At 64.2% G+C, this 24,333-nt stretch carries 26 protein-coding genes and 1 tRNA gene; 12 read left to right on the top strand and 15 right to left on the bottom strand.

What is annotated here, in order from left to right; translation table 11 throughout:
* The first annotated feature begins 25 nt into the window (after positions 1–25).
* Entirely contained in the window at positions 26–1,858 is a 1,833-nt protein-coding gene (gene glmS / locus LPW30_RS00630; RefSeq protein ID WP_239679821.1) for a glutamine--fructose-6-phosphate transaminase (isomerizing), read from the top strand.
* A 90-nt stretch (positions 1,859–1,948) separates the two neighbouring features.
* Here the strand turns inward: glmS and LPW30_RS00625 are convergent, their stop codons facing one another.
* The 6 genes from LPW30_RS00625 to LPW30_RS00600 form a co-directional block, all read right to left on the bottom strand.
* Positions 1,949–2,395: a cytochrome c gene (locus LPW30_RS00625; RefSeq protein WP_025283066.1), complete on the bottom strand. Its 447-nt coding sequence runs from the start codon at positions 2,393–2,395 to the stop codon at positions 1,949–1,951.
* Between the two features lie 118 nt (positions 2,396–2,513).
* Positions 2,514–2,963 (bottom strand): ligand-binding protein SH3, encoded by a 450-nt coding sequence (locus LPW30_RS00620; RefSeq protein ID WP_238623984.1) that lies wholly within the window; start codon positions 2,961–2,963, stop codon positions 2,514–2,516.
* Between the two features lie 118 nt (positions 2,964–3,081).
* Positions 3,082–3,636, bottom strand: coding sequence for a DJ-1 family glyoxalase III (locus LPW30_RS00615; protein WP_025283064.1), 555 nt, complete (start codon positions 3,634–3,636; stop codon positions 3,082–3,084).
* Positions 3,576–4,385, bottom strand: a complete 810-nt coding sequence (locus tag LPW30_RS00610; RefSeq protein WP_025283063.1) for a divergent polysaccharide deacetylase family protein — start codon at positions 4,383–4,385, stop codon at positions 3,576–3,578. The genes LPW30_RS00615 and LPW30_RS00610 overlap by 61 nt, the downstream gene beginning before the upstream one ends.
* Positions 4,386–4,410: 25 nt before the next feature.
* Positions 4,411–5,712, bottom strand: a complete 1,302-nt coding sequence (locus LPW30_RS00605) for a S41 family peptidase (protein WP_025283062.1) — start codon at positions 5,710–5,712, stop codon at positions 4,411–4,413.
* Between the two features lie 95 nt (positions 5,713–5,807).
* Entirely contained in the window at positions 5,808–7,022 is a 1,215-nt protein-coding gene (locus LPW30_RS00600) for a murein hydrolase activator EnvC family protein (RefSeq protein ID WP_239679820.1), read from the bottom strand.
* Positions 7,023–7,115: 93 nt separating this feature from the next.
* On the opposite strand from LPW30_RS00600, the gene LPW30_RS00595 reads away from it, so the two are divergent.
* From LPW30_RS00595 to LPW30_RS00575, 5 genes are all read left to right on the top strand, one after another.
* On the top strand, positions 7,116–7,430 hold the full coding sequence (locus LPW30_RS00595) for an ArsR/SmtB family transcription factor (RefSeq protein ID WP_025283060.1): 315 nt from the start codon (positions 7,116–7,118) through the stop codon (positions 7,428–7,430).
* Between the two features lie 76 nt (positions 7,431–7,506).
* Positions 7,507–7,935, top strand: a complete 429-nt coding sequence (locus tag LPW30_RS00590) for a rhodanese-like domain-containing protein (protein WP_025283059.1) — start codon at positions 7,507–7,509, stop codon at positions 7,933–7,935.
* Positions 7,936–7,964: 29 nt separating this feature from the next.
* The gene (gene grxC / locus LPW30_RS00585; RefSeq protein ID WP_338018802.1) at positions 7,965–8,240 is read left to right on the top strand and encodes a glutaredoxin 3; all 276 of its coding nucleotides are present in this window, start codon (positions 7,965–7,967) and stop codon (positions 8,238–8,240) included.
* A gap of 81 nt (positions 8,241–8,321) precedes the next feature.
* Positions 8,322–8,849, top strand: coding sequence for a protein-export chaperone SecB (gene secB / locus LPW30_RS00580; protein WP_025283057.1), 528 nt, complete (start codon positions 8,322–8,324; stop codon positions 8,847–8,849).
* Positions 8,850–8,863: 14 nt separating this feature from the next.
* Entirely contained in the window at positions 8,864–9,865 is a 1,002-nt protein-coding gene (locus LPW30_RS00575; protein WP_238623981.1) for an NAD(P)H-dependent glycerol-3-phosphate dehydrogenase, read from the top strand.
* Here the strand turns inward: LPW30_RS00575 and LPW30_RS00570 are convergent.
* Positions 9,862–10,326 (bottom strand): tRNA (cytidine(34)-2'-O)-methyltransferase, encoded by a 465-nt coding sequence (locus LPW30_RS00570; RefSeq protein ID WP_025283055.1) that lies wholly within the window; start codon positions 10,324–10,326, stop codon positions 9,862–9,864. The genes LPW30_RS00575 and LPW30_RS00570 overlap by 4 nt on opposite strands.
* Here LPW30_RS00570 and LPW30_RS00565 point away from each other — a divergent pair.
* On the top strand, positions 10,325–11,272 hold the full coding sequence (locus tag LPW30_RS00565) for a dihydroorotate dehydrogenase (protein ID WP_025283054.1): 948 nt from the start codon (positions 10,325–10,327) through the stop codon (positions 11,270–11,272). The genes LPW30_RS00570 and LPW30_RS00565 overlap by 2 nt on opposite strands.
* An 83-nt stretch (positions 11,273–11,355) precedes the next feature.
* Here the strand turns inward: LPW30_RS00565 and LPW30_RS00560 are convergent.
* Positions 11,356–11,431: transfer RNA gene (locus LPW30_RS00560), tRNA-Thr, on the bottom strand.
* A gap of 141 nt (positions 11,432–11,572) precedes the next feature.
* On the opposite strand from LPW30_RS00560, the gene LPW30_RS00555 reads away from it, so the two are divergent.
* From LPW30_RS00555 to LPW30_RS00545, 3 genes are all read left to right on the top strand, one after another.
* The gene (locus LPW30_RS00555; protein ID WP_238623980.1) at positions 11,573–13,630 is read left to right on the top strand and encodes a TonB-dependent receptor family protein; all 2,058 of its coding nucleotides are present in this window, start codon (positions 11,573–11,575) and stop codon (positions 13,628–13,630) included.
* 140 nt (positions 13,631–13,770) lie between these two features.
* Positions 13,771–14,535 (top strand): SDR family NAD(P)-dependent oxidoreductase, encoded by a 765-nt coding sequence (locus tag LPW30_RS00550; protein ID WP_239679819.1) that lies wholly within the window; start codon positions 13,771–13,773, stop codon positions 14,533–14,535.
* Positions 14,536–14,566: 31 nt separating this feature from the next.
* Positions 14,567–15,055: a hypothetical protein gene (locus LPW30_RS00545; RefSeq protein ID WP_239679818.1), complete on the top strand. Its 489-nt coding sequence runs from the start codon at positions 14,567–14,569 to the stop codon at positions 15,053–15,055.
* 12 nt (positions 15,056–15,067) lie between these two features.
* Here the strand turns inward: LPW30_RS00545 and fnr are convergent, their stop codons facing one another.
* From fnr to LPW30_RS00510, 7 genes are all read right to left on the bottom strand, one after another.
* Positions 15,068–15,856 carry a fumarate/nitrate reduction transcriptional regulator Fnr gene (fnr, locus tag LPW30_RS00540; protein ID WP_239679817.1) on the bottom strand — a complete coding sequence of 263 codons (789 nt, stop codon included), beginning with the start codon at positions 15,854–15,856 and terminating at the stop codon, positions 15,068–15,070.
* A 145-nt stretch (positions 15,857–16,001) separates the two neighbouring features.
* Positions 16,002–16,409: a fluoride efflux transporter FluC gene (locus LPW30_RS00535; protein WP_239679816.1), complete on the bottom strand. Its 408-nt coding sequence runs from the start codon at positions 16,407–16,409 to the stop codon at positions 16,002–16,004.
* On the bottom strand, positions 16,406–16,801 hold the full coding sequence (locus LPW30_RS00530) for a fluoride efflux transporter FluC (protein WP_239679815.1): 396 nt from the start codon (positions 16,799–16,801) through the stop codon (positions 16,406–16,408). Before LPW30_RS00530 ends, LPW30_RS00535 begins: the two co-directional genes overlap by 4 nt.
* 2 nt (positions 16,802–16,803) lie before the next feature.
* Positions 16,804–17,769 (bottom strand): alpha-L-glutamate ligase-like protein, encoded by a 966-nt coding sequence (locus LPW30_RS00525; RefSeq protein ID WP_025282758.1) that lies wholly within the window; start codon positions 17,767–17,769, stop codon positions 16,804–16,806.
* Positions 17,766–19,295, bottom strand: a complete 1,530-nt coding sequence (locus LPW30_RS00520) for an inactive transglutaminase family protein (RefSeq protein WP_025282757.1) — start codon at positions 19,293–19,295, stop codon at positions 17,766–17,768. Before LPW30_RS00520 ends, LPW30_RS00525 begins: the two co-directional genes overlap by 4 nt.
* 32 nt (positions 19,296–19,327) lie before the next feature.
* Positions 19,328–19,867 carry an ATP-dependent zinc protease family protein gene (locus tag LPW30_RS00515; protein ID WP_476588310.1) on the bottom strand — a complete coding sequence of 180 codons (540 nt, stop codon included), beginning with the start codon at positions 19,865–19,867 and terminating at the stop codon, positions 19,328–19,330.
* A gap of 80 nt (positions 19,868–19,947) precedes the next feature.
* Positions 19,948–20,898, bottom strand: coding sequence for a LysR family transcriptional regulator (locus tag LPW30_RS00510; protein WP_238623974.1), 951 nt, complete (start codon positions 20,896–20,898; stop codon positions 19,948–19,950).
* Positions 20,899–21,033: 135 nt separating this feature from the next.
* Between LPW30_RS00510 and ppsA the strand changes: the two genes are divergently transcribed.
* Entirely contained in the window at positions 21,034–23,418 is a 2,385-nt protein-coding gene (ppsA, locus tag LPW30_RS00505; RefSeq protein WP_239679814.1) for a phosphoenolpyruvate synthase, read from the top strand.
* A gap of 98 nt (positions 23,419–23,516) precedes the next feature.
* Positions 23,517–24,332: a posphoenolpyruvate synthetase regulatory kinase/phosphorylase PpsR gene (gene ppsR, locus LPW30_RS00500; protein ID WP_025282753.1), complete on the top strand. Its 816-nt coding sequence runs from the start codon at positions 23,517–23,519 to the stop codon at positions 24,330–24,332.
* The last annotated feature ends 1 nt before the right edge of the window (position 24,333 follow it).

The following is a 24,333-nucleotide window of genomic DNA, read 5'->3' as shown; positions in this document are numbered from 1 at the left end:
GATGACATAAACAAAAGGATTCACCATGTGCGGAATCATCGGCGCCATCGCCCAACGTGATGTCCAACCCATCCTCATCGAAGGCCTCAGGCGCCTGGAATACCGAGGCTACGACTCCGCCGGCATGGTCGTCATGGACCCTGAGGGTGGCCTGCAGCGGGAACGCTCCGTGGGCAAGGTGGAAGCCCTGGCGCAACGGGTGGCTGGCAGTGGCCTGAGCGGCACCCTGGGCATCGCACACACCCGCTGGGCGACCCATGGGGGGCCCACCGAGCGCAACGCCCATCCCCATCTAAGCGGGGAGCGCATCGCTGTGGTCCACAACGGCATCATCGAGAACTACCAGGCCCTGCGGGACGACCTCAAGGCTCGGGGCTTTGAATTCACCTCCGACACCGACACCGAAGTCATCGCCCACCAGATCATGGACTACTGCCAGCAGGGTCACGATCTCCTGGAGGCGGTGCGGCGGGCCACGGCGCATTTCAGTGGCGCCTATGCCCTGGGTGTGATCAGCCGCGACGAACCCGATCGCCTGATCGCCGTGCGCGAAGGCAGCCCATTGATCATCGGACTGGGCATCGGCGAGCATTTCATCGCCTCGGACATCCAGGCCATGTTGCCGGTGACGCAACGCTTCGTGTACCTGGAGAACGGCGACATCGCCGAGCTGCGACGGGATGGCCATCGGGTTCTGGACGCGCAGGGCCATGCCGTGGAGCGGCCAGTCACGGAGAGTTCGCTCACGGCCGGTGCCGCCGACCGGGGCCGCTTCCGTCACTTCATGCTCAAGGAAATCCACGAACAGCCACGCGCTGTGGCCGAGACCCTGGAAGGTCGCCTCGCCCCCGATGGGGTGCTGGAGGGCATCATGGGGCCGGGTTCCGAGGAGATCCTGGCGCAGGTGAAGTCGGTGCAGATCCTCGCCTGCGGCACCAGCTACCATGCTGGCCTGGTGGCCAGTTACTGGATCGAGGGCTTGCTGGGCCTGCCCTGCCGGGTCGAGGTGGCCAGTGAGTTCCGCTACCGGCGCCACGCCGTGCTACCCGACTGCCTGCTGGTGACCATCTCCCAGTCCGGCGAGACCGCCGATTCCCTGGCGGCCCTGCGACAGGCCCGCGAGGATGATTATCTGGGTTCCCTGGCCATCTGCAATGTGCCGGAGAGTTCACTGGTGCGTGAATCCGACATGGTCCTCATGACCCATGCCGGCCCGGAGATCGGCGTGGCCTCCACCAAGGCCTTCACCACCCAGCTGGTGGCCCTGTTCCTGCTGGTGCTCTCCCTGGGGCGCCATCATGGTCTGGCACCCGCCCGGGCCCAGTCATTCGTCGAGCAACTGCGCGCCCTGCCGGCCGCCCTGGAAAAGGTGCTGGCCCTGGACACGCCCATCGAGCGCCTGGCCATGGGCCTGGCCGACAAGCACCACGCCCTGTTCCTGGGCCGTGGCTGCCATTACCCCATTGCCCTGGAAGGCGCCCTCAAGCTCAAGGAGATCTCCTACATCCACGCCGAGGCCTATCCCGCCGGCGAGCTCAAGCACGGCCCTCTGGCCCTGGTGGACGCCGACATGCCCGTGGTGGTGGTGGCACCCAACAATCACCTGCTGGAAAAGCTCAAGTCCAACCTGGAAGAGGTCCGTGCCCGAGGCGGACACCTGATGGTCTTCACCGACGATGTGGCCGCCCTGGGCAGCGACGACTCCATCCAGAGCCTGGCCGTCCCCCCCGTGGACGACTGGCTCTCCGCCATCATCCACACCGTACCCCTGCAGCTGCTCTCCTACCACACCGCCATCCTCAAGGGCACCGACGTGGATCAGCCGCGCAACCTGGCCAAATCGGTGACGGTGGAGTAGGGGGCAGACGGATCCGGGCGGCTTGTGCTCACGGTCCGGTTGGGCTTTATGGTGGGGCCCCTGACCTGGCCGCCACCGGACTTGCCGGCCTCAGCGGGTGCGAAACGACATGTGACAGCCCACGCAGGTGGATGTGAGTTCATGCAGTGCCCTGAGGGCCTTCGGCATGTCCTCTTCCTGGGCGACCTGAGCAAATTCGCTAGCCGTTTCATGCATCGTGAACGCCATCTGGCGCATGCCCGCCGGCATGAAGCGACCGGGCCCCATGCCCTGGGTGATTTCCCGGTGCTTGCCCATGGTGCTTACGCCCATCGTCTGCTCCGCAAAGTCACCGGCTTCGGCGATCTCGCCCCGTGACAGATGATCCAGGATTCGCTGATAGGCGATCAGGTGTTCCTGCATCTCCTGTCGTAGTAACTCACGCTGCAATTCCGGCATCTCCACCATCTGGCGGTGATCCGGTGGGGGGGCGGGTGGCTGGGCCTGTGCGGGAAGGACGCACAGGCCCATGAGGATGACGAGCATCGAAAGGCGCATGCCAGAGAGACCATGTGTGGGGACGTGCTCCCACGATAGCCCCCGCTACGCTGCGCTGCAAGATGGTGCCCGCCGCCGAGCGGTGAGCGCCCCTGCTCAGAGGGACAAGGGGAGCGATTCAGGCCGCATGCTGCGACTTTGCCTCCTGGGCGACCCGGGCCTCTTCCGGGGTGTATGCCGCGCCCGACCACAGCACCTCGTAGGCGATCTCTTCGTTGCCGTTTTCGCACAGGTCCAGCACTTCCTGGAAGAGGGGCTGGAAGGTTTCGCTGCGATGGGAGCGCTCGTGGTCCTCGAAGGTGTTCCAGAAGGTGATGATCAGCGCCTCCTTGCCCTTGAGCGGGCTTTCCACCGCCTGACCCACCGTGGACCCTTCATTGGACACATTGCCGCTGTTCAGAGCCACGAACCCACCCACGAAGCCGGTTTCTGAGTGGTAGGTCTTCACGTTTTCACAGAGTACTGCCACGCGCTCCTCCAGATCGTCCACGGTGTACTGCGGCTTGAGGATCACCCGGTTGACCGTGACCACGCCATCCATCGGAAAGTTGGGAATCAGACCACTCATCGCATGCCTCCTCCAAAATGGAAATCAAGCTGATCCGGGGTGCATCAGCAGTTCCTAATGTAGAAGACTGAGCATTCTTGTCAAGTATTACCCTTCCAAAGGCAGGGATGCCGCGCCCCTATTCAGGCCGACACAGCGGTCCCTCCACCTCACGACGCTTGTCGGCACCCGCCAGCAGTTCGATCAGCGTCAGGGCGAAGTCCATGGCCGTTCCCGGTCCTTGCGAGGTGGCGATGTTGCCATCCACGACCACCGGTTGCTCGGCGAACCGGGTGTCGGGCAGGTCCAGGGTCTTCACCACTGAGGGATGACCGGTGGCGTTGCGGCCCTTGAGCAAGCCGGCGCTGCCGAGCACCTTGGGCGCAGCGCAGATGGCGCCCACGAGGCGACCTTCATCGTGCAGACGGTGCAAGAGAGCATGGATGCGGGGATCGGCATCCAGACGGTTGGCACCCGGCAGACCACCGGGCAGGACGACCAGATCAAAGGGGTCGTCCAGGACCTCGTCCAGGAGCACGTCGGGCTTGAGAACCACCCCTCGGGAGCAGGTGACCGTGCCCGGTTCCAGCCCGGCGACCACCACCTGAAAGTCGGCCCGGCGCAGCAGATCGATCAGGGTGACGGCTTCGACTTCTTCGCTTCCGTGGGTGATGGGGATAAGGACGCGTGCCATTGTTTCACCTCCTGCTTGCGTATGAGGTAATCGCTGACGGTGACCAGGCGGATACCCTGAGCCTTCAGTTCGGGCAGCATCGCCTCCAGCACCTCCAGCGTTGCCGGGTAGGGGTGTCCAATGCCCAACGCATGGCCGCGCATGCGTGCCAATTGACCCAGCAGCTTCACCTGATTGCGAACGAAATCGGCGTCGTGGGGCTGGGCGTCCAGGAAGACATCCCGCTGGGTGCTGGGCAGGCCTGCCCAGGTGGAGATATGACGCACGAGCGTCTCTGCGTGGGTGCGGCTGTCCACGAAATACAGTGCTGGATCGGTGTCGCTCACTTCGGCCATCACCCAGGCCAGATGGTGGGGCTCGCGGGAGAGACGACTGCCCATGTGATTATTCACGCCCCGCACATGCGGGACGCTGGCCAGGGCGAGTCGAACCGTGTCGCGTGTTTCGTATTCATTCATGTGCCGCAAGATGGCCCCGGGGCCGGGATCGTGCCCGTTGTCGGCCTCCATGGGCAGGTGCAGCATCACCTCGTGGCCATGCTCATGGGCCCAGATGGCTGCGTTGTGCGCCTGGGGGGTGTGGGGCAGCACGGCCACCGTGATGGGGCCGGGAAGCGCGGCGGTACGACGCGCTTCCCGCGGGTCATTGCCCAGGTCGTCGATGATGATCGCGATCACTGGCCTGGGGTCATCCCCGGCCACCGCCTCCGCGACCGTCAACGTCAGGGCCCAAAGCAGCAGGCCCAACATGCTCGCCCCGGCCAGGCGCGTCACTTCAGCGGCGCGCCTGGAGGATGTCCAGCCCCTTGAGCATGTTCAGGGCCTCATAGAGCTGGTAGTCCCGCTGTGCCAGGGATTCGCGGGCCTCGACACGGTCCTCATCATCGGCGTCACGGTCCGCACCCCGCAGATGACGATTCAACTGAGCCTCCGTGATCGGTCGTACGGTCGGCTCGCCGGATTCCGCCAGGGTGATCTGCTCCAGCTTGATGTCCGGTTCGATGCCATCAGCCTGGATGGAGCGGCCCGACGGAGTGTAGTAACGCGCCGTGGTCAGCTTGAGCGCCTGGCCCTTCTCCAGGGGCAGGATGGTCTGCACCGAGCCCTTGCCGAAGGTGGAGGAGCCCATGATGATGGCCCGCTCATGGTCCTGCAGGGCACCGGCAACGATTTCCGATGCCGATGCCGAACCTGCGTTCACCAGCACCACCATGGGGGCGCCATTGAGCACGTCTCCCGGGGAGGCGGTGTAGCGGAACTGGGAGTCCTTGACGCGGCCTTCGGTGTAGACGATCAGGCCGTCGTTCAGGAAGGCGTCGGATACGCCCACGGCACCGTTGAGGATGCCGCCCGGGTTGTTGCGCAGGTCCAGCACCAGGCCCTTGAGGCCGCCACTTTCCTTTTGCAGCTTGCGCGCCTCTTCCACCAGCATCTGTGCGGTGCGGGACTGGAAGGTGGTTACCCGCAGGTAGCCGAAACCGGGTTCCAGCATCTCGCTGCGCACACTCTGCACACGGATGGTGTCCCGGGTGATCTCCACCTCGAACGGGGCCTCGCGGCCTTCGCGGACCACGGTCAGGGTGATGTCGCTGCCCCGGGGGCCGCGCATCTTGTTGACGGCCTCATTGAGGGTCATCCCTTTCACCGGGGTGTCGTCCAGACGGATGATCAGGTCCCCGGCCTGCATGCCGGCACGGCTCGCGGGGGTGCCGTCGATGGGGGAAATGACCTTGACGAAGCCATCCTCCATGCCCACTTCCAGGCCCAGTCCGCCGAATTCGCCTTGAGTGCCGATTTGAAGCTCGGAGAATTCATCGGAGCTGAGGAAGGTGGAATGGGGGTCCAGCCCGGACAACATGCCCCGGATCGCATTTTGCAGCAGATCCGAGTCCTCCACCTCGTCCACATAATTGCGCTTGATGCGCATGTACACATCCGTGAATGCCCGCAGATCCTCCAGGGGGACGGCCTGTGCGGCTTCCTTTCTGTCGGCGACCACGCCGAACGAGACGCTGAGCATCACGCCCAGAATCAGGCCCATCAGCAGGCCTGCGCCCACGCGGGTTTGGGTTTTCATATACTTTTACTCCACTGCAGTCCCGCCACGCGAGGAATCCGCGATATGTCGGGCTAGGGCCTCAATCGGCCAGACGGTTTGTTTGGCATGCGCCGTTACCGAGAGCCTACCATTCGCTCGTTAGAGTCGCACCATCGTGCGGGGTTCACGGGTTGGCCGTCGTGGCGTATCTCAAAATACACGCCAGGGGCCTCATCCGTGCCGCTGTCACCGGCACGGGCGATGATGTCGCCTTTTCGCACCCAGTCGCCCGCAGACTTGTGCAGGCTTTCGTTATGGCCGTACAGGGTCATGTAGCCGTCACCGTGGTCCACGATCAACAGCATGCCGAACCCGCGCATCCAGTCGGCGAAGGCCACCCGCCCATGATGCACGGCCTTGACCGCATCCCCCCGGTCAGCCGCGATCACCACGCCACGCCAGCGCTGGCCGGTGCCGCTGGCTCGGGCCGTGCCGAAGCTATGCCGGATCTCGCCGCGGACGGGGTAGGGCAGTTGGCCGCGATGATCGGCGAAGGCTTCGTCCATCAGGGATTCGTCGGGGATGTCGCTCAATGCTTCATCCAGGGACTGGAGCAATTCCTCCAGGGCCTGTTGGTCACTTTCCAGTTGGGTGAGGGTGTGGCCGGCGGCGTCGATGTCCGCCTGCAGCGCGGCGAGGGCCTCGGATCGCTCCTCCCGGCGGCTTTCCAGTTCGGTTTGCAGGCGTTGCCGGGCCGACCGCTGCCGGGCCTGCTCCACCCTGACCTGGTCCAGGGCCTGCCGGGTGCGCGCCAGATCGGCCAGGGCCTCACGGGCCTCACGGATACGCTCGCCACGGGCCTCGTTGAAGTGACGATAGTAGGTGAGCATGCGCTCCAGCCGGGCCGGATCCTCCTGATTGAGGATGAGCTTGAGCTGATCCTGCTGCCCGGCCTGATGGGCGCGCCGCAATTGCAGGGCGAGAGCCTCACGATGGCTTTCCAGGCGCGCTTCCTCTTCCCGGGCGCGGGTCTCCAGGGTGCGCAGGCGCGCCCGGGTTTTCTCCAGATCGGCCTCGCTTTCGGCCAGATCCCGCGACGCACGGCTGACAGCGCGCTCGGTCTCCCGCAGTTGCGCCTCCAGGGCGCCCCGTTGGCCACGGGCCTTTTCCAGTTCATCCCGAACCTCTTCGATCTCCCGCTGCACTTCCTGAAGGCGCTCGCGGGCCTGCTCCCAGTCGGTCTGGTTGGCATCGGCAGCAGGGGGCAGGGCCAGCAGGAGGGTGAGTGTGGTCGCCCCGAACAGGCCTCTTGACCGCCTGCCCATTGAAATATTTTTGATAAAGATCATAATTGGATTAACCACTACTAATATACGAGATATCCGATGCCGCCGGTTCCAGTTGCCAACAATGCCGCCGAGCCCGTGAACAGGGCAGGGCCCATGCCATCCGATCGTTCTGACCTCATGGACAAGGAAGAGGATATCGAGCGCGCCTCGCGTTCGCTCAAGGCCATGGCACATCCGTTGCGCCTCAAGATCCTCTGCGTGCTCGGAGACCGCGAGGTGAGTGTGCAGGAGATCGTGGATCATGTGGGTACGTCCCAGAGCAATATCTCACAGCATCTGGCCATCCTGAGGGACAAGGGTATTCTCTCGGCCCGCAAGGACGCCAATCGGGTGTATTACCGGGTGGGTGATGGCCGCACCCTGCGCCTGATCGGGATGATGCAGGAGGTCTTCTGCCGGTCTGCCTGAGCCTCCTGGCTTGCCCGCTGGGCCCCAAGGGGGCAGAATGCGGGCCTCCCAATGATTGACCCAGCCCGAGCGATTCATGGACCAGTACCTGGAGTTTGTTGCCAACCACCCCCTGTTGTTCGGCCTGCTGGCCGCCGTCATCGGCGCCCTGGGCTACATCGAGTTTTCCCGCCTCACCCAGAAATTCCAGGCGATGGGGCCGCAGGAGGCGGTACGCGCCATGAACCAGGACGACTCCATGGTGCTGGATGTGCGCGAAGAGGCGGAGGCACGCAAGACCGGCAAGATCTCCGGCGCTCGCCATATCCCCCTTACCAAACTCAAGGATCGCCTGAGCGAGATTGCCAAGCACAAGGACAAGACCGTCATCGTCTACTGCGAGAGCGGCACCCGCTCCGGTCAGGCCTGCAACACCCTGGTGAAGAATGGCTTCGAGAAGGTCATCAATCTGCGCGGTGGTGTGCTGGGCTGGCAATCCGAAGGTCTTCCCCTGAGCAAACGCTGAGCGTGATGCGACAGTGAGAGAGGCGCCCGTTGACTGACTCCTCCCCCAAGCCGATGACCGTGGTCATGTATGGCACCGGCTGGTGTGCCTTCTGCATGATGGCGCGCCGCCTGCTGCGCGGCAAGGGCGTGGAGTTTCAGGAGATACGCGTGGATGACGACCCCGAACAGCGCCGTATGATGGAGGAGCGCTCCGGGCGCCATACCGTTCCGCAGGTCTTTGCCGGCGAGGATCACCTGGGCGGTTATACCGATCTGGTGGAACTGGACCAACGGGGCGAACTGGACGAACGCCTCGGTCTCTAAGGGCCGCCCTGTCATCGTTGCACCCTGGGGGGGCGCACCCTATCATGCTCCTCAAATCATTCACTTGCCCGCGGAGTTATCATGTCGGAAAACCAGTCACCGAATGCAGGCGCCGACGGCGCCGCTCAGGGTCAGCCGCAGCAGGAGTTCGGGCTGCAGAAGATCTACACCAAGGACATCTCCTTTGAAGCGCCGGGCACGCCGGGCGTGTTCACCCGCGAGTGGAAGCCGGAGACCAATGTGCAACTGAACTCCCAGGCACGCGCCCTGGACGAGAAGGGTGTGCACGAGGTGGAGCTGACCCTGACGGTGACCACCAAGTCCCAGGGCGAGACGGCTTACCTGGTGGAGGTCAAGCAGGCGGGTGTGTTCATGGTTCGCGGTATTCCCGACGAACAAAAAGGGCCGCTGCTCTCTTCCTACTGCCCCAACATCCTCTTCCCGTTTGCCCGTGAGGTGATCTCCGATCTGGTCACCCGTGGTGGCTTCCCGCAGTTGCTCCTGGCGCCGGTGAATTTTGATGCGCTCTACGCCCAGAAGATGCGCGGTCAGCAACAGGCTGCCGCCGCGGGTGGGAATGGCGATGCGGGTATCGTCACGCAGAACTGATCCGGGCTGACCCCATGAGCAACGTGCGGAATGTGGCAGTGGTGGGCGCCGGCTCCTGGGGAACGGCCCTGGCCCTGCATCTGGCTCGCAAAGGGCTCCATGTGGGGCTGTGGGGTCGCGATGGCGACCACGTCAGATCCATGCAGGCAGAGGGTCGCAATGCCCGCTATCTACCGGATGTTCCCTTCCCCGAGACCCTGAAGGCCACATCGGACCTGGAAGGCCTGGTGGATCGGGCTGACCGGGTGCTCCTGGCCGTGCCCAGCAGCGGGTTTGGTCCGGTGCTCCAGCGCATCGCTCCGCGTCTGGGTTCGGGCGGCCTGATCTGGGCCACCAAGGGGCTGGATCTGGATACTACCCGCTGGCTGCATGAGCTGGTGCTGGAGGAACTGGGGACGGATCGACCCTGGGGCGTGGCCTCCGGGCCCTCCTTTGCTGGTGAACTGGCGCGGGGCCTGCCTACGGCGCTCACCCTGGCGTCGCCCGATTCGGACTTTGCCGAGGACGCCATGGCCTGGCTGGCCGGTGGCACGCTGCGCGTGTACACCAGCGACGACGTGGTGGGGGTGCAACTGGGCGGGGCCTTCAAGAACGTGCTGGCCATCGCCGCCGGGGTATCCGATGGCCTGGGCTTCGGGGCCAACGCCCGCGCCGCCCTGATCACCCGGGGGCTGGCGGAACTGATGCGCCTTGGGGCCGCCACCGGCGCCCGCACCGAAACCCTCATGGGTCTGTCCGGTCTGGGAGATCTGGTGCTCACCTGTACCGACAATCAATCCCGCAATCGCCGCCTGGGCATGGCGCTGGGGCAGGGACAGAGCCTGGAGGAGGCCATTGCCGCCATCGGTCAGGCGGTGGAAGGGGTGAGCACGGCCCGCATCGCCGTCGCCAAGGCCTCTGCCCTGGGTGTGGACATGCCGATCTGCGGTCAGGTGGCGCGGGTATTGTTCGAGCAACTGCCCCCCACCGTGGCGGTGGAGGAACTGCTCAGCCGGGATCCCAAACCGGAATTCTAGGCACCGCCCGCGTAGCCGCATTGCCGCCAGGCCTCGTACACCACCAGGGCCACCGAGTTGGACAGGTTGAGGCTGCGACTGTCCGGCACCATGGGTATTCTCAAACGCCGCTCTGCCGGCAACCCGGCCAGCACCGTCTCCGGCAGGCCCCGGGTCTCCGGGCCGAATAGCAGTGCATCACCCGCCTCGAAGTGTGTGTCGCCCAGGGGCTGTTGCCCACGGGTGGTCACGGCAAACAACCGCCGGGGGGCGACAGCTTCCGAGAACGCCCCCAGGCTGTCATACTCCGACACCGACGCAAGATCCCGATAGTCCAGGCCGGCACGGCGCAGCCGTGTGTCATCCAGGGTGAACCCCAGGGGATGGATCAGGTGCAGGCGGCAGCCCGTGTTGGCCGCCAGGCGCATGACGTTGCCGGTGTTGGGCGGGATTTCCGGTTGATACAGGACGATGTGAAACATGCCAGTCGATACCCATCACAAACAGGCCCTTGCCATCGATTTCTGCGGCCTGCCGTTTGCCTCGCCCCTGGTGCTGCTCTCGGGCTGCGTCGGTTTTGGCGAGGAGTATACCCGGGTGGCGGGTTTCTCCAATCGCCAGGTGGGGGCGGTGTGCCTCAAGGGCACCACGGGCGACGCCCGCCTGGGCAATCCGCCGCATCGCGTCTACGAGACGCCGGATGGCATGCTCAACGCCATCGGCCTGCAGAACCCCGGGGTGGACCATGTGGTGGACGAGATCCTGCCGAACCTGGACTTCGACGAGACCCGCTTCATCGCCAATGTGTCCGGCTCCACCATCGAGGAATACATCCGCGTCACCCAGCGCTTCGAGGACTCCCCGGTGGATGCCATCGAGATCAACATCTCCTGCCCCAACGTGAAGGAGGGGGGGGTGGCCTTTGGCAACGATCCGGACATGTCGGCCCGGGTGGTGGAAGCCTGCCGCAAGGTGACGCAAAAGCCGCTGATCACCAAGCTCTCGCCCAATCAGACGGACATCGCCGGCAATGCCAGGCGCTGCATCGAGGCGGGTACCGATGGCCTTTCGGCCATCAACACCCTGATGGGCATGGCGATTGATACCGAGCGCCGTCGCACGGTGATCGGCAACAACCAGGGTGGGTTGTCAGGGCCGGCGGTCAAGCCAGTGGCCCTGCTGCGGGTGCATCAGGTCTATCAGGTGGCTCGTCCGCACGGCATCCCCATTATCGGTCAGGGCGGGGTGGCCAGTACCGACGATGCCATCCAGTTCCTGCTGGCCGGGGCCACGGCGGTGGGTGTGGGCACGGGGCTGTTCTACGACCCCCTGCTATGCGGCAAGATCAACCACGGTATCAGCGATTATCTCAAGCGCCATGGCATGAGCCATGTCTCGGAGCTCACCGGGGCCCTGGAGCTGAACTGAGGCGATTCCATGCACGGCACCCGTGACCACAGAGACAATCAGCACAATGAAAAAAGGGCGGCCCCATGGGCCGCCCTTTGCGTTGGTGCCGGAGAGAGGAGTCGAACCCCCGACCTTGGCATTACGAATGCCCTGCTCTACCAACTGAGCTACTCCGGCGTGTCTGGAGCGGTGCTGGGACGATGATTCCGTGTCTCCCTCTCCGACAGCCCGCGAAGGGTACAACAACCAGCCGAAGGACTCAAGAATCCACCGCATCCGGATGCGTATCGGAGCCGGATGCTCATTGGAGGTGTCGCCATGATCCCTGCCGCTCTCGCGATCCCCCTGGTGTTGCTGGCGGCCAGCAAGGCCGTGTCCGCCCAGGAGACCGCAGCCGACACGGCTGTGCGCCTGGAACCCGTCCAGGTGAGTGCCCCCCGTCTCGAGCGGGACTGGCTGGGCAGTCCCGCCGCCATCGGTTTGCTGGAGCCCGAGGACGTGGGCATGGGCCGACAGGGGCTGCAACTGGACGAATACCTGAATCGCATCCCCGGCCTGCAGATGCAGAACCGCTACAACTTCGCCCAGGATATCCGCCTGTCCATCCGGGGCTTTGGCGCCCGTGCCCCCTTCGGGGTACGGGGGCTGCACATCCGCGTGGATGGTATCCCCGAAACACTCCCGGATGGCCAGTCCCAGGTGGATGCCATTGATCTGGAGTCCCTGCATCGGGCCGAGGTGATCCGCGGCCCCAGTTCCACCCAGTACGGCAACGCCGCCGGCGGGGTGGTGGATCTCCACACCCAGCGGGGCAGGGATCTGCAGGGCGTGCAGGCCAAGGTGGATGCCGGCAGCCACGGGTTGCGCCGCCTGGGCATCAAGGCGGGAGACCGGGCGGGACCCTGGGAGTACAGCATCAGTGGTTGGGATCTGCGCTATGACGGTTATCGGGATCACAGCCGGGTGGAGAAGCGACTGCTCAATGCCAAGCTGGGCTATGAGTTTGACGATGGCGCCGAGCTGCAGACCGTGTTGCGGGTGCTGGACGCCCCGGACACCCAGGACCCGGGCGCCCTGACCCGGGACGAGGTACGGGAAGATCGGCGACAGGCCCGGGAGGCCTCCCTGCTTCGGGATGGCGGGCAGTCGGCCGAACAGCAGACACTGGGCATCACTTACACCCGCCCCCTGGGTGCGGACGACGAGCTGGAGCTGCGCGGCTTTGTCAGCCAACGGGATTTTCACAACAGACTGCCCTTCAAGGGGGGTGGGCAGGTGCGTTATCAGCGGGATCACCAGGGCCTCGGCGCCCGTTATGCCCGTGAAACCGCGGCGGGCGGTATCCCCGTCCTTTATGCCGTCGGCATGGACCTGGCTGAGCAGCGCGATGATCGGCAACGCTTCAACAATCTGGAGGGGGGGATACGGGGGGCGCAGCAATTCGATCAGCTGGAGCGCGCCCGGTCGCTGGGCATCTTCACCCAGGCCAGTCTGGAACTCACGGATCGCCTGAACCTGGTCCTGGGTGGGCGACACGACCGCCTGCGCATGTCCGTGGATGATCGGTTCAGTGACCCCGGGGAGGACCGTTCCGGCCGCCGTGATTTCCGTGAATGGAGTTATCGCGCGGGACTGGGCTATACATGGGCCCCCGGTCATCAGCTCTACGCCCAGTTGGGCACCTCGTTCGAAAGCCCCACCTTCACCGAATTTGCCAATCCCGATGGCGGCACGGGCCTCAATCCGGATCTGGAGCCGGAGCGGGCCCGCAGCCTGGAACTGGGCGCCAAGGGGTTCTGGGGGGATACCGGTCGTTACGAACTGGCGGTGTTCACCATGCAGGTGCGTGACGAGATCGTGAATTACCAGTCGGATAGCGAGCGTGACTATTACGAGAACTCCGGGCGCTCCAGACGCCACGGCCTGGAAGCCGGCGCTTCCTGGCACCCTGTGGAGCCCCTGCGCCTGACCCTGGCCTACACTCTGTCCCATTATCGGTTCCGGGAGTTTCGCGATGAGTCGGGCGAGGATTTCTCTGGCAAGGCCTTCCCCGGCGTGCCGCGTCAGCAGCTGTTCGCCGAACTGGACTGGCAGGGCCCCGAGGGGCGATTCGTCACCGTGGACATGCTCGCCGTGGATCGCCTTTACGCGGATAACGCCAACACCGAGCGGGTGTCCGGGCACGTGTTGACGAATCTACGCCTGGGGCGGGCCTGGGAAACGGGTAACACCCGGGTCGTGCCCTATCTGTCCGTCAACAATCTGTTCGATCAGGACTACCAGAGCAACATTCGCATCAACGCCCTGGGCGGCCGCTATTACGAGCCCGGCCCCGGCCGGGAATATGGTGTCGGGCTGAGCGTGCAGTGGCGCTGATACGGAGGGCGGGCCCCATCCCGGGCGCGGCATGGTCTCGACAGGGGCCGGGCAGGCGTGTACAGATGGGCGTGTGACATCGGGTAACCCTCGGGTTGTTCGGTCGGTTGCGTGAGCCACAGAGACAGGAGGGTGTGAACATGAAACCATTCGATAACAAGGTCGTGGTCATCACCGGTGCGGCAGGCGGTATTGGCGAGGCCACCGCACGGATGCTGCATGCCCAGGGTGCGCGGTTGCTGCTGACGGATCGGGAGCCTGACGGGGTGGAGCGCCTCGCGGCGGAACTGGGCGAGGGGGTCGCCGCCATGACGGTGGACGTGAGTCGCGAAGCCGATAACCAGGCCATGATCCAGGAGGCCGAAAAACGTTTTGGTGCCGTGAACGCGGTGTTTCTCAACGCCGGGATCGAGGGGCAGGTCGGGCCGATGGAAAGCCTGGACCAGGCAGCCTGGGACAAGGTGTTTGCGGTCAACGTGCACGGCGTGCGCATGGGTATCCTGGCGGCACTGCCGGCACTGCGCCGCGCGGGGGGTGGGTCCATCCTCATCACCGCCAGTGTGGCCGGCGTGCGCGGCGCAGCGGGCCTCTCCCCCTATGTCTCCAGCAAGCACGCGGTGATGGGCATGATGCGCACCGCCGCCGCCGAGCTGGGGCCTGAGGGCATTCGCGTGAACACCGTCAATCCCGGCCCCGTGGACAACCGCATGATGCGCTCCATCGAGGACCAGGCCAATCCCGGTCACGGTGATGAGGTCAAGGCCGGCTTCGTGGAGCGCATGCCCCTGGGAAGGTATGTCACCAATGAAGAGGTGGCCGGTGTGGCAGCCCTGCTGCTGTCCGAGGCCTCCAGCGGTGTGACGGGCACCCACTATCTGGTAGACGCCGGGCTCACGGCCCATTGATCCGCCGATTCATATCCCCGGAAGAGTGACCATGTCGGAAAAATCCCGTTTTCTGCCCCATGCCGAACGCCTGGTCTGGTTCGGTTTCATGCTGTTCCTGCTGATCACCGCGATGATCTACATCCATCGGGGGATCGGTCTGGAGCGGGATGTGCAGCAGGCTCACCAGGAAATCCTGGCGCTTCAGATGCGCCTGAATGAGGTTACGTCGGGTCGGGTGGCGCAGCCCGCCGCTGTGGGGCTCACCCAGGGGCAGGAGCGGCGTCTGCGCCGGCTGGGGCTGAATCAGCCCCGGGAGGATCTGCTGAACGACCTGGCTCAGCAACCCGAATTGATCGATCATGAGCCGGTGCTGGGCGGGACCCTGTTCTTTGTGCCCGACGAAACCCACGTCCTCAATGACCGCTGGGTGCTGGCCACCTTCGAGGACGGTCACATCAGGGGCCAGATGCTGCTGGAATACGAGGTGGCCTTCGGCACCATCGACTGGCGCGTCCTGGACTCCGTGCTGGATCGTTAGTCGGCGCTTTCCTCAGCCACCTGCCGAGACTTCGGGGCGCTGCTCGCACGCGGCGGTGCACTGTGCCTGCTGTCCATGCAGCCCCGCCACGCGCCGCAGGCCCTCGATGTCGTGCAGGGTGATCAGCTTGCGGCGCACGGTGATCAGGTCCTGACTCTGGAAGCGGCTGAACATCCGGCTGACCGTTTCCACCGCCAGTCCCAGATAGTTGCCGATATCGTTACGGGACATGGTCAGATTGAATTCATGCCGGGAGAAGCCGCGGCGCCCGAAGCGGTCGGAGAGGTTGAGCAGAAAGGCCGCCAGGCGGGCATCGGAGGCGCGCTTGCCCAGCAGGGTCATGAGCTGCTCATCGCTTTGCAGTTCGCGGCTCATGATCCTGAGCAGTTGATGCTGCAGCCCCGGGGTACGTCCCGCCAGGGCCTCCAGACCATCGAAGGGAATCTCGCAGACACTGGAGGTTTCCAGGGACAGTGCCGTGCAGGGGTGTACCCCATCGCCGATGGCGTCCAGCCCCAGCAGTTCGCCCGGCAGGTGGAAGCCGGTGATCTGTTCCTCGCCATCATCGGTGAGCACGAAGGTCTTCACCGATCCACAGCGGACAGCATACAGGCAGCCCAGCTGGTCTCCTGCCTGATAGAGCAGATCGCCGCGATGCACCGGGCGCTTGCGGCTGATGATGCCCTCCAGCAGTTCCAGGTCCTCCAGGGGGACCCCCAGCGGCAGGCATAGATCACCCAGACTGCAGGCCTTGCAGGCCTGTTTGAGATTCTTGATGTTCATGACATTGCTCGGGGTCATGGCTGCACTCGTCAAGTGGGTTAGACCGCCTGTCCGGAAAATCCCGGCAACCGGGTTGAAGATACTTGAGTTTAGCACTGGGGTACAAGCCTGCCAGGGGAACTCCATTCACCTGTCGGATTCACCTGTCAGCGGTTTCGGAGCACTAGCCAGGGTTGCGCGGGCGAGAGGCGTTGTAACGGGTGGCCAGGCCATGGCCCAGCCAGGCGGCTGCCAGGGCAGCGATCAGGTGCAGGCCCAGGACAACGGCCGCAGAGGTTAACCCGTTCGCGTGGGCCCAATCCAGGGTTTCAACGCTGAGCATGGAAAAGGTCGTGAATCCCCCCAGGAATCCCGTGACCACCGCCTGGTAGACGGTGGGGCTCACCTTGAGGCGTCCCTGGGGCCCGGTGAGGGTGGCGAAGGCGCCGATGAGCAGGCAGCCCAGCAGGTTCACGGCCAGCGTGGCGACAGGGTGCGCCAGACCCAGGCCGCCCACCACGGCGATGCCCACCAGGTAACGGCTCAGTCCGCCCAGGGCGGTGCCAGCGGCGATGGCCAGATGCAGTCTCATGGGAGGGGCGCCACGAGCATCGTCAGTTGATATCCCAGCCAGGCTGCCCCCAGGCAAGCCGTGCCCGAGGCCAGAAGATTGCCTGCGGCCCTGACGGGCTTCCCCTCTCTTGCCAGGTTGAGGGTCTGCAGGGCGAAGGACGATACGGTGGTATAGCTTCCCAGAAAACCCAGCATCAGCAGGGCAAACAGGCCCGGCGAGGTCGGGTGGTCGGAGGGCCACAGGGCGATGAGCACCCCGGCAGCCAGGGCACCGCTGACATTGACCACCAGCGTGCCCCAGGGGAATGCCGTGCCGGCGAGCTGGGTGACCCATGCGCCCACCTGGAACCGCGCCACGCCGCCCGCGGCGCTGCCCAGGAGAACCCCCATCAGGGTCTCAGCGGTGATCATGCCTAAGCCGCGGGCTTGGCTGCACTCGAGAAGCACTCCTGTGCCAGCGCCGCGCGACGCTGCGGGCTGAGCCCCTCCCTGTGAAGTGATTCGATCAGGCGCACCCGCTCACCCAGTCCCGAACCATTGGCCAGTTGTACTGCCAGGCCCGGGCGAGCATTGAGTTCCAGCATCAGCGGCCCCCGCTCCCGATCCAGCACCACGTCCACCCCCAGATAGCCCAGGCCGGTGATCTCGAAGCACCGTGCCGCCATTTCCAGCAAGGCGTCCCAGCCGGGGATCTGCAGGCCCTGTATGGGGGCGCCGGTGTCCGGGTGCACGTCGACGATGCGGTTATGCCACACCCCCTTTCCAGTGCGCCCCGTACCCAAGTTGACACCCACGCCTACCGCTCCCTGATGCAGATTGGCCTTGCCATCGGAATCACGGGTGGGCAGGCGCACCATGGCCATGATGGGGTATCCCTTGTAGACGACGGTTCGGATGTCCGGTACGCCCTGATGGCTGACCTTCTCGAACAGGGGGTCGAATTTCACCCGGTATTCCACCATGGCCTTGTCCGGCTGGCCGCCCAGGCTGTGCATGCCGCTGAGCACATTGGATACATGGTGACCTACACCCTCCAGATCCACCATGCGGCCGCTGGATTTGCGAAAGCTGTCCCGCATGCGCCCGGTGATCACCAGGATGCCGTTGCCCCCGGCTCCATGGGCGGGCTTGATGACGAAGTCATCACTGCGCGCCACAATGCGGGGCAGGTGACGGATGTCGTGGTTGGTTTCGATCACCCCATAAAGCTCAGGCACGGCCATGCCCGCCTCCAGGGCCAGTTGCTTGGTGCGCAGCTTGTCGTCCACCAGAGGGTAGAGTGGGCGGGGGTTGTGTTCAGCGATCAGGTCGGCATTGCGCTGGTTCATGCCCACCACGCCCTTGCGTCGGAGTTCACGCGGGGAGATGAACCACTTCATGATGCCTTTTCTCCCTTGAAAGCCTTGAAACGTACCAGTTCACTGAGCCGGTAGCCGGTATAGCGGCCCAGCAGCAGGGTGACTGCCAGGGCGATCAGCAGCAACTCCGGGAATACGAAGAACAGGTGATCGATCGTGGGGTTGATCATCAGCAGATAGGCGGCAGCCGCCACCGCCAGGCTGCCAATACCCTGGCGGATGGCGTCCGATGGGCCGTGCTCCTCCCAGACGATGGACATGCGCTCAATGGTCATGGCCAGGATCACCATGGGGAACAGGGCCACCGACAGCCCGTGTTCAATGCCCAGGTTGTGGCTGAGGATGCTCAGGGTGAGCATCAGCATGATCACCACGATCACCACCGAGGCCAATCGGGGTACCAGCAGCAGCTTGAGTCGGTCCAGGTAGAATCGGATGGCGAGCCCCAGGGATACGATCAGTGTGAACAGGATGATGCCGCCCAGAAGCTCGGTCTCCCGAAAGGAGAGGGCGATGAGCACGGGCATGAAGGTGCCAAAGGTCTGGATGCCCACGATGTTGCGCAGAAGCACGATGATCATGGCGCCCAGGGGGACCAGCAGCAGCACCCGGTACATGTTCTGGGTCTGCACCGGCAGGTTGAACAGTGAAAAGTCCATCAGCCAGGAATCCATGACCTGGGCCCGCTGCTGAGCCACGTCGATGGCGTCCATGTAGTTCTGGGTCACCGCGAAGCTGATCTGCGGGTTGCGCGCCCGGTTCAGTCTCACCGGGTCCTCGTCCCCGTACCACCACACCATGAAGTTCTCCGGATACCCCACGCTGCCGTCATGGATGTTGATGGGTACCCACTCTCGGGTGTTGTGCACCTCAAGCCAGGTTTGCAACTGCAGGTCCCGGGACCTCTCTGTCAGGGGGATGCCATGAGCCATGCGCGCCGGGATGCGCGCTCCGGCCAGCAGGTCGATGGCGGTTCGAACCTTGGCACGGTCGCTGTCCGAGCTGGATACGAACAGGCTGATGTTCTCGTCGGGCTCCTGCTTCAGGTCACGCACCAGCACCGTGGCAAAACTGGTGATGTCGGCTGACCGGGCGCGTACCCGCGTGATCACTTCCTCGGCCGCCGAGGCGTAGGGCTCCTCCCATTGCGGCGGGCTGACAGGCCCTGGGTAGGGATCCTCGCCGCGTCGGTCCCGGTCCAGCCGATAAACGGTGGTCCGATAATAGAGCACCTGCCGCCCACTGGGCTGGCGGGTGGTCCACACCGCCTCCCGGTTCTCACCCACGAGCCCGGTGGTGAGGCCATAGCCCCGGGAAATGAAGTTCTCGTCCAGGATGGCCAGCCCCCTGGGCTGATCCGGGATGAACACCCGCGCCGTCACCGCGCCCCCCGTGGGTTCGAAACCAACCCGTGCCTCCACGATCCAGTTGCTGGTGGTCTGGGCTGGCGTCAGCGGGAATCCCAGGTTGAAGGCCTTGTGGTAGAACATCGTCAGGCTCATGGCAACCAGGGCCATGATCAGCAGGGGCAGGTGAAATCGCTTCATGCGGTGTCCTTGGGGTGGCGCGTGGGACTGAATCAGTCGAGATCGCAGTCCGGGGCCTGCAGGTACTTGTCCCTGGAATCCAGCAGGATGGCACCTGCCATGTGGTTGCGACCCACCAGCAGTTGATAGCTCAATGCCGTGCGGTCAATCAGGCTGACCTCCTCCTTGCGGTAAACATCCCCCATGCAAAGGCCCATCTCGACCACTGGACGCCGCTGATGGTTGCCACTGTGGCGGATGATGCGCACATGCCGGGTGATCTCCCTTTCCAGGCGGATCATGTTGCTCTCATCGTTCGGGTCGATCATGTCAAAGGCGATCCATTCCTTGCCGTCACGCTCGAAGGTCTCCTTGTTCAGGGCGTTCAGGGAACTGGTGGTGGCGCCGGTGTCCATCTTTGCCTCCAGTACGATCCCTTCCGGCATCAGGGCGACATTTTCCACCCAGCCCAGAATGCGCATCTGTTCCGGGTGCTCCGTTTGCTGCGCATTTTCGGGTCCATCCGCTTCATCTGCACCGACCACGGGCGCAAGCATTGCGCCGACCAGCGCGCTCATTACCAGCCACTTCATTCCGATCTCCAGTTTTTTTCGGTATTACTTCACAATTTTAGGGGGTCGCCCGCCCCAGGAACGTTGACGAACACCCCATTTCAGGTCTCCGGTCCTGCCTCTTGGGTCTGCTGCTGGCCGATATAGGCCTGTTCCATGAAGTGGATGAACCGTTTGGCCTGAGGGGAGAGGTGTCGGCCCAGGCGCTGCACCACGCCGTAGCTGCGGGCGGGGAAGTAGTGATCCAGCGTGATGGCGGCCAGGGGCTCCTCACCGGTGAGGCAGACATCCGTCACGATGGAGATGCCGAGACCGAGTTCCACATATTTCTTGATGACTTCCCAGCCCCCGGCCTCCAGGGATACGTGGTAATCCACGTTATGCTGGCGAAACACCAGGTCCACCATGCGCCAGGTGGACAGATGCCGTGGCGGCAGGATCAGCCCGAAGGGACTGATGTCTTCCAGGCTGATCGGGCCGGTCTTCCGGGCCAGGGGGTGGTCCAGCGGGGCGATGAGCTTGGGATGATAATCCACGATGGGGTGGTAGGTGATGCCATCGGGCACCTCGAGCATGGAACCCACCGCGAAATCCACTTCATCCCGATGCAGCATGGCCAATCCGTCGCGCCCGGTCACGTTATGCAGCTTGATGCGGATATGAGGGTGCACCTCGGCAAAGCGCCGCAGCGGGTCGGGCAGCACGTACAGGATGGTGGATTCCCCCGCCGCCACGTTCAGTTCCCCCGACTCCAGGCGACCGAATCGCGCCGCAAAGGTCTCGTGCAGCTTGTCCACGCCTTCCACCAGCGGATCGGCCAGCTTGTACAAGGCCTCCCCCTCGGGCGTGAGTTTGATGTGCGGGCCACGGCGCTCAAATAAAATGGTGTCGAATTCCCGCTCCAGTGCCTGTATCTGCAGCGAAACGGCCGGCTGGCTGAGAAAAAGCGACTCCGCTGCCATGGAGATGCTGCCCAGTCGGGCGGCCCGGCAGAAGGCCCGCAGCTGCTTGAGGCGGTTCTGTTTGTAGTAGAGGTTGGGCACCGAGCCCATGATCTTCTCCTCATCAATGTTACTATTAAGAAACACAAGGCTGATTCATGGGGCAATAGCTTGGCTGAATACTCGTCTTCAAGCTACGGTCCCGGCTACAATTACATTCCAACGTAAGAGGCAAAGGGCAGGACCATGGATAAGTATGTGATCTGGTTCCAAGATCTGGGCATGAACGACGTTCCCGATGTGGGAGGGAAGAACGCATCCCTGGGGGAGATGATTCGCGGCCTGTCCGAAGCCGGCGTGCGTGTTCCCGGCGGCTTTGCCACCACCTCCTATGCGTTCCGGGAGTTTCTGCGTCACGAAGGCCTGGCGGACCGCATCAACAATGAGCTGGCCAACCTGGATGTGGACGACATCAACGCCCTGCGCGAGGCGGGTGCCAAGATCCGCCAGTGGGTGGTGGAAACCCCCTTCCCACCGGCCCTGAACGAGGCCATCACCGAGGCCTGGAAGCGCATGATGGAAGAGGCGGCCGGGGACGAATTCACCGTGGCCGTGCGTTCTTCGGCCACCGCCGAAGACCTTCCGGATGCATCGTTTGCCGGGCAGCAGGAAACCTTCCTGAACATCCACGGCCTGGACAGCGTGCTGCACCACATCCATGAGGTGTTTGCTTCCCTTTACAACGACCGGGCCATCTCCTACCGCGTGCACCAGGGGTTCGATCACTCCGAGGTGGCCTTGTCCGCCGGCGTGCAGCGCATGGTGCGCTCGGACATCGGTGCCTCCGGCGTCATGTTCACCCTGGACACGGAATCCGGTTTCCGCGATGTGGTCTTCGTGACCGCCTCCTGGGGCCTGGGCGAGACGGTGGTGCAGGGTTCGGTCAACCCGGATGAATTCCACCTCTACAAGCCCTCCCTGGAGGCCGGTCGCCCCGCCGTGCTGCGCCGCCACCTGGGCAGCAAGGCCATCCAGATGACCTTTGGCCAGGATGGCCAGAGCACTCAGACCATCCCCGTCGACGACGCCGACCGAAACCGCTTCTGCATCAATGACAAGCAACTTGAGGAGCTGGCCCGCCAGGCCGTGATCATCGAGAAGCACTATGGTCGCCCCATGGATATCGAATGGGCCCTGGATGGCGTGGATGGCGAGCTGTATATCGTCCAGGCCCGTCCGGAGACGGTGGAGAGCCGTCAGGACGGCCAGGTGATCGAACGCTTCCGCATCCGCTCGCCCCGCAGCGAAGTCATCGCCCGCGGGCGCGCCATCGGCCAGCGCATGGGCGCCGGCAAGGTGCGCGTGGTGATGGACCTGGACGATATGCACAAGGTGGAGGCCGGCGACGTGCTGGTCACCGACATGACCGATCCGGACTGGGAGCCGGTGATGAAGCGGGCCGCCGCCATTGTCACCGATCGGGGCGGGCGCACCTGCCACGCCGCCATCATCGCCCGCGAGCTGGGCATCCCCGCCGTGGTGGGCTGTGGTGACGCATCCCAGCGCATCAAGGACGGCCAGGAGGCCACCGTGTCCTGCGCCGAGGGTGACGAGGGTCGCATCTACAAGGGAATCCTGGATTTCGAGATCACCCAGACGCGCACCGACTCCATGCCCGAGGTGCCCTGCAAGGTGATGATGAACGTGGGCAACCCGGGCCGCGCCTTCCACTTCCGCAACATCCCCAACGCCGGTGTGGGCCTGGCGCGTCTGGAGTTCATCATCAACAGCATGATCGGCGTGCATCCCAAGGCGCTGCTGAACTTCGACTCGCTCTCCGGTGATCTGAAGGAAGAGATCTCCCGCCGCATTGCCGGTTACGATGATCCCGTGACCTTCTACGTGGAAAAGCTGGTGGAAGGGATCGCCACCCTGGGCGCTGCCTTCAATCCGCAGCCGGTGATCGTGCGCCTGTCGGACTTCAAGTCCAACGAATACGCCAACCTGCTGGCCGGTGAGCAGTACGAGCCCGATGAAGAGAACCCGATGATCGGCTACCGGGGTACCTCCCGTTACCTGTCGGAGAACTTCCGCGACTGCTTCGAGCTGGAATGCCGCGCGGTGCGCAAGGTGCGCGACGAGATGGGCCTGACCAACGTGGTCATCATGGTGCCCTTCGTGCGCACCCTGGGCGAGGCCGAGGGCGTGATCAAGCTGCTGTCGGAACTGGGTCTCAAGCGCGGCGAGAACGGGCTGAAGATCTACATGATGTGCGAGATCCCCTCCAACGCCGTGCTGGCCGAGCAGTTCCTGGAGTACTTCGATGGCTTCTCCATCGGCTCCAACGACCTCACCCAGCTCACCCTGGGCCTGGACCGGGATTCCGGTCTGGTGGCGGCCACCTTCGACGAGCGCGACCCGGCGGTGAAGGCCTTGCTGTCCCAGGCCATTCAGGGTGCCCGCAAGGCCGGCAAGTACGTGGGTATCTGCGGTCAGGGTCCGTCGGACTATCCGGATCTGGCCGAGTGGCTGATGCAGGAGGGCATCGAGTCCATCTCCCTGAACCCGGATACGGTGGTGGAGACCTGGCTGCGCCTCGCCGGCGACGAGAAGGGCCGCAAGGACGGCTGAGGCCGTGAGGGCGCACCCGCCCCCTCACCCCAGCCCCTCTCCCCAAGGGGGAGGGGGGGCTCTTTTTTGAACACTGGCTGCACGCGAGGAGAATGGCCATGATCCGCTCCGTCTTTTTCGTCTCCGACGGCACCGGCATCACCGCCGAGACCCTCGGGCACACCCTGCTCACCCAGTTCGAGCAGGTGTCCTTTCAGCAAATGAGCCTGCCCTTCGTGAACACCGACGACAAGGTGGAGTGGGCAGTGCAGCGCATCAACCGGGCGGCAGAATCCGATGGGGTGAAGCCTCTGGTGTTCTCCACCCTCATCGACTCCCAACTCAGAACCCATCTGGTCAAGTGCAACGGCGTGGTCTTCGATTTCTTCGAGACGTTCACCGGCGCCATGGAGAAGGAACTGGGGGTGACCGCCCAGCGGGTGGCAGGCCGATCTCATGGCATGGGGAACGTGCGCGCTTATTCCGAGCGCATCGATGCCTTGCATTACGCCATCCAGAACGACGATGGCGCCACCACCCGTGACTATCCCATGGCCGACGTGGTGGTCATGGGCGTCTCCCGGGCCGGCAAGACGCCCACCTGCATGTACCTGGCGCTCACCTACGGGGTCCGGGCTGCCAACTACCCCCTGGCGGATGATGATTTCGAACGGGGCAGCCTGCCGGCGGTGCTCGAACCCTACCGGCACAAGCTGTTCGGGCTCACGGTGGACCCGGAGCGATTGCATCAGATCCGCAAGGAGCGCCGCCGCGATAGCCGCTACGCCAGCATGGAGCAGTGCCTGATGGAGGTGCGTGCCGTGGAGAGGCTCTTCAAGCGCGAGCGCATCCCGTTTTTCAATATCACCCAGCGCTCCATCGAGGAGATCTCCGCCCAACTCATGCAGCAGGCAGGCCTGACGCGGCGGATTTGAG

The sequence above is a fragment of the Ectothiorhodospira variabilis genome (genome assembly GCF_022227625.1).
Taxonomy (GTDB): Bacteria; Pseudomonadota; Gammaproteobacteria; order Ectothiorhodospirales; family Ectothiorhodospiraceae; genus Ectothiorhodospira; species Ectothiorhodospira haloalkaliphila.
This window is presented reverse-complemented; position numbering and strand designations above follow the sequence as displayed.